Below are 5,449 nucleotides of genomic sequence, written 5' to 3' on the forward strand. Positions count from 1 at the left end.
GCACTCGCTGCCCGGCCCGGTCGCCGCCCAGGCCGCCCTGTCCCGGGTGGCGCAGGACCTGCTGCGTCCGTTCTTCCCGCTCAAGCAGGGGCCGCTCAAACAGGGGCCGCTCGAACAGGGGATCCGCCTGCTGGGCGTCACGCTGTCCAACCTCGATGCGGCGGAAGCGCGCCCCGGCGCGCAACTCGTCCTGGCCCTGGACCCGTCCCTGGATCCGATCCTGGACCGGGGCTGAAAGGCTGCTCCACAAGCCTTTCAGCGGTCTTGCCCTCACGCGGTCTCATGCCCATAAGCTGGCACGACGCCGCCATTCCGCCGCGTCGTCATTCCGCATCGGAAACAGCAGGATCGAACGCCCATGTCGCTTCTCGTCAGAACCGCCCCCGCGCGCGCGGAAGCCTGGCGCCTCGCCTTCGCCAAGGCGGCGCCCGGCCTGGACGTCCGGATCTGGCCCGAATGCGGCGACCCGGCCGACGTCACGGCCCTGCTGACCTGGCAGCCGCCGCCGGACCTGCTCGCCCTCTATCCCAATCTCCAGGTGGTCTTCTCCGAAGGGGCGGGGGTCGATCAGTTTCTTGCCCTGGGCCTGCCCGACACGATGCCCCTGGTCCGCATCGTCGACCCGGCCCTGACCGACATGATGGTGGAATACGGGGTCTGGGCGACGCTGGACCTGCATCGGCAGATGCCGGCCTATCGCCGGGCGCAGGCGGCGCACCGATGGAAGGGCCTGCCGCCATGCCTGGCCGCCGACCGCCGGGTCGGGGTGCTGGGGCTGGGCGTGCTCGGCCGTGCGTTGCTGCACCGCCTGCACCTGTTCGGCTTTCCCTGTGCGGGATGGAGCCGCAGCCCGCACGCGCTCGACGGCGTCACCTGCTTCGCGGGCCGGGACGCGCTGGCGCCGTTCCTGGCGAGGACCGATATCCTGATCTGCCTGCTGCCGCTGACCGACGATACGCGCTTCCTCCTTTCGGCGCCCGCCTTCGCGGCGCTGCCGCGCGGGGCCGCGCTGGTCAATTGCGGCCGCGGCGGCCATGTGCACGAGGACGATTTGCTGGCGGCCCTGGCCGATGGGCAGCTCTCGCACGCGATCCTCGACGTCGCCGGCCAGGAGCCGCTGCCCGAAAGCCATCCGTTCTGGACCCATCCAGGCATCACGCTGACGCCGCACATCGCCAGCGACACCGTGCCGGCCAGCGCCGCCCGGCAGATCGTCGAGAATCTCGACCGCCTGCGCCGGGGCGAATGCCCGTCGGGCCTGGTCGATCGCGGGCGCGGCTATTGAAGATCGTGCCGCGTTACTTGTTCATCCTTCATGACATCAAGCGGAATTCAAAGTATTGACTAATTTTTAATCTTTAATAGATGTGCCGGCACGGTCTCGCATGTCGGAAGCCGCGATGCGCGAAGGGCGCGCATCCTTCGGGCATGGAAGAAAAAATGGCGATCCGCGCCTTGTCATGTTCCATGCTATAACGCTACGCATAAAGGCAGCAGACGGCTGGATATCCTGGGGTGCCGGCATCAAATCGGGACCGTGCCACTGAATACCGCAATATGCCGGCGACGGCGTGGCGCAACTGCCAAAGCAAAAACCGGCGGAGCAGCCCGGCTCCGCCTCCCTGTTGCCCCGAGGCCTGAATGCGACTCATAGCCATCGTTGACGACCGTTCAACCAACCGGACGATCTTCGCGCGGCTGGCCATGACGCTGGGCACGGACATCCAGGTCGAAGTCTTCTCCACGCCGCTCGAGGCCCTGGACTGGTTCGGGGACGACAACGTGCCCGACCTGATCATCACCGACTACAAGATGCCGCTGATGGATGGGGCGGCCTTTACTGCGCGCATCCGCAATCTCGACTGGGGCTATGACGTCCCGGTGGTCGTGGTCACTGCATATGAGGACCGCGATTACCGCATCAACGCGCTGGATGCCGGTGCGACCGACTTCCTGCTCAGCCCGGTCGACCATACCGAATTCCTGACCCGGGCGCGCAACCTGCTGCAGCTTAGCTGGCATCAGAAGCGCGCCCGTTCGCGCGCCGTGCAGTTGGAGCAGGAGCTGGAAACCACGCGCCTCGCGCGGGCCGAGATCCTGCGCGGCAGCCGCGACCGGCTGCTGCAGGTGATCGACACCGTGCCGGCGATGATCAGCGCGACCGACGCCGACGGGAATTATCTGTTCGTCAACAAATTCCACGCCCGCGTCCTGGGGCCCCGCCAGGGGCGCAACAACGCGGCCTCGGTCACCCGCGACCGGCAGGTGCTGGAAAGCGGCCTGCCCACGTCGCGCTACGAGGAAAGTATTTCCGACCGTTACGGGATGGAACGGATCCTGCTGACCTCCAAGATCCCGCTTTATGACGAGGCCAGCGGCATGCGCTACGTGCTGACCACGTCGCTGGATATCACCGACCGCAAGAAGGCCGAGTGGGAACTGCACCACCTGGCCTATTACGACCAGCTCACCGGCCTGCCCAGCCGCTCCAAGCTGGAAGCCGAGATGCAGGCGCTGATGGCCCAGCGGGGCCCGAACGGCCGCCCCTTCGCGTTCCTGCTGCTCGACCTGGACCGCTTCAAGGGCGTCAACGACACGCAGGGCCACACGGTCGGCGACCTGCTGTTGCGCAAGGTGGCGGTCCGGCTGCGTACCGTCCTGCCCCATGCCGCGGTCATCGCGCGGCTGGGCGGCGACGAATTTTCCATCGTCCACGACATCGCCGACGCCGCCGACGCGGCCGAGCTGGCCGAGCGGATCGTCGGCATCTTCTCGCGTCCCTTCATGCTGGGGGACCGCTCCATGAGCGTCGGCGCCAGCGTGGGCGTCACCTTGTATCCCGAACCCGACGCGACCTTCGAGACCCTGCTCAAGCGCGCGGACCTGGCGATGTACCGCGCCAAGAACGAGGGACGCTGCCGCTACGCCTTTTTCGACCAGGGGATGGAACAGGTCTTCTCCGCGGCGACCGAGATGGAGCAGGCGCTGCGCCGGGCCATCGACAAGGGCGAGTTCGTCCTGCACTACCAGCCCGAGATCGACCTCGCCACCGGGGCCGTGTCGGGGGTCGAGGCGCTGATCCGCTGGGTGCGTCCCGGCGGCGAACTGGTCTATCCGGGCCGCTTCCTTCCGCTGGCCGAGGAGACGGGGCTGATCGTTCCCATGACGGTATGGTCCCTGCGCGAGGCCTGCCGCCAGGCGGCGCAATGGCGGCATGACGGCATCCATGTCCGCATGGCGGTCAATCTGTCGGGCGTCCTGTTCCGCCAGCACGACGTGCACCAGCTCGTGGTGGACGCCACGACCGAAACCGGCCTGGACCCCAATTTCCTGGAACTGGAACTGACCGAGACCGCACTGATCGAAAACCCCGATTCCGCAGGACGGCAGTTGCGGGCGTTGCAGATGCTGGGGGTCTCGGTCGCCATCGACGATTTCGGCACCGGCTATGCCTCGCTGGCCTATCTGACCAAGCTGCCGATCCGACGGTTGAAGATCGATTCGGTCTTCATCCAGGACCTGGCTTCGTCCTCGGGCAGCCGGGCGATCGTCAAGGCGATCATCGGCCTGGGTGAAAATCTCGGTATCCAGGTGATCGCCGAGGGAATCGAAAGGGAGGACCAGCTTCGCTGGCTCGAAGACCAGAATTGTCAGGAAGCACAGGGTTTTTATTTCGGACATCCGCTGCCCCCCGCGCGATTCCGCACCCTCGTCGAGGCCGGGGTACTGACGCTCGCGGGCCGGGTCACCGCTCCGGCCGAACCCGGCGGGAACGCCTAGATTAAGCGTGTATCCGCCATGACCTTGAAATCCGGACGCTGAAATTCGCGAGACACGGGGTGTTCGTCCGGCCTCGGCGTCTTGCGTTTTCGCGCCGCCGCCCGTACCGACTGCGGCCATCAAGCGGCCATGTTGGCCGGGCAGGATACGGGATGGGTGCCGGTCCCCTTCCACCGTCACCGGCCGATTTCGTCCGGTGCCCGTCATCGGACGCCGCGAGTGTGTTTTATGGAGCATCTTCACGCGACCGGGCGAACCCGCCATATCGCGATCTGCTCTGGGCCCGAGAGAGTCATGACCCATGGGGGTGCGTAAAATCCTGGCGCGAATGCGGCAAGGCGGGGACGGCGAACACCAGATCGTCCTGAACCGGCTGGTCATCGCCTGCATCGTGCAGATCTATCTGCTCGGGATCTATCTGTACGGCGCGATCACGCTCGGGCGTCTGTGCGGGTTGTCGGCCATCTGCGGCACGTTCCTGCTGGGGGCGATCGCGATCGCCGTCGCCCTGCTGCTATGGCCGCGCCCGTCGCAGGCGCGCCGGATCCTGCAGCTCGGCTGGGACCTCGGCTTCCTGTCGCTGGGCATGCACCAGGGCCGCATCGACGGCATCCCGCTCTATCCGATCTATCTTTGGGTGATCCTGGGCTACGGCTTCCGTTTCGGCCTGACCTACATCGCCGCGGCGGCCGTGCTCGGCGCCAGCGGCTTTGTCCTTGCCGTCCACGACCTGCCGGTCTGGCGCGATACCGGCTATCTCTTCGCGGGCCTGGTGATCGGCCTGCTGATCATTCCGCTCTATTCCGCGTCGCTGATCCGCTTTCTGTCCGATACCCGCCGACGGGCCGAGGAAGCCAGCCGGGCCAAGACATTGTTCCTGGCCAGCGTCAGCCACGAACTGCGCACGCCGCTGAACGCCGTCATCGGGATGGGCCGCCTGCTCGGCGAATCCGCGCTGGATACCGAACAGCGCGACATGGTCCGCACCATCCGCGCGGCGGGCACCTCGTTGCTGGGCATGATCGAGGATCTGCTGGATTTCTCGCGGATCGAGGATGGCCGCATGCCCGTGCGCGCCCGGCCTTTCGCGCTGCTGTCGGTATTGAACGAGGTCCGGCGCATCGTGGGGGTCGCCGCGCACGACAAGCGGCTGCAGATCTGCATCCATGTCACCGCCCGCACCCCGTCATGGCTGGTCGGCGACGACCGGCATGTGCGTGACATCCTGCTCAACCTGGCCGGCAACGCCGTCAAATTCACCGAACGGGGCCATGTCGTGATCGCGGTGGACGGCGCCGCGCTGCCCGGCGGCGGCGTCGGCCTGCGGTTCGAGGTCTCGGACAGCGGGATCGGCATCCCCGAAGCCGCGCAGCAGCGCGTCTTCGAAACCTTCACCCAGGCGGATGATTCCGTGATCGACCGTTTCGGCGGTACCGGGCTGGGCCTGGCCATCTGCCGCCGGCTGGTCGACCTCATGGGCGGCGAGATGGGACTGCGCAGCCTGGAGGGGCAGGGCAGCACCTTCTGGTTCACGATCCGGCTGCAGGAGGCTGCCCCGGCATCGGTGCCTCCCGCGTCGGCATCCCCCCCATTGGCCTCTCCCGCATCGGCCTCTCCCACATCGGCGCCGGCGGCGTGGCCCGGCCTGGTCCTGCTGACGCGCAACGCC

The 5,449-nt window shown here is 67.0% G+C and carries 4 protein-coding genes; all 4 read left to right on the forward strand.

The annotated features are described in order from the left end of the window. A partial coding sequence (locus HUK84_RS09615) for a DinB/UmuC family translesion DNA polymerase (RefSeq protein WP_456306666.1) occupies positions 1–235 on the forward strand: 235 nt, incomplete at its 5' end. Positions 236–358: 123 nt separating this feature from the next. Then, positions 359–1,285, forward strand: coding sequence for a 2-hydroxyacid dehydrogenase (locus HUK84_RS09620; RefSeq protein WP_176640095.1), 927 nt, complete (start codon positions 359–361; stop codon positions 1,283–1,285). Positions 1,286–1,641: 356 nt separating this feature from the next. After that, positions 1,642–3,780, forward strand: a complete 2,139-nt coding sequence (locus HUK84_RS09625; protein WP_176640096.1) for a putative bifunctional diguanylate cyclase/phosphodiesterase — start codon at positions 1,642–1,644, stop codon at positions 3,778–3,780. A 301-nt stretch (positions 3,781–4,081) separates the two neighbouring features. After that, positions 4,082–5,449, forward strand: a 1,368-nt coding sequence (locus tag HUK84_RS09630; RefSeq protein WP_246285584.1) for an ATP-binding protein, incomplete at its 3' end; no start/stop codon positions are given.

The sequence above is a fragment of the Nguyenibacter vanlangensis genome, from assembly GCF_013376155.1.
In the GTDB taxonomy this organism is placed as follows: domain Bacteria; phylum Pseudomonadota; class Alphaproteobacteria; order Acetobacterales; family Acetobacteraceae; genus Gluconacetobacter; species Gluconacetobacter vanlangensis.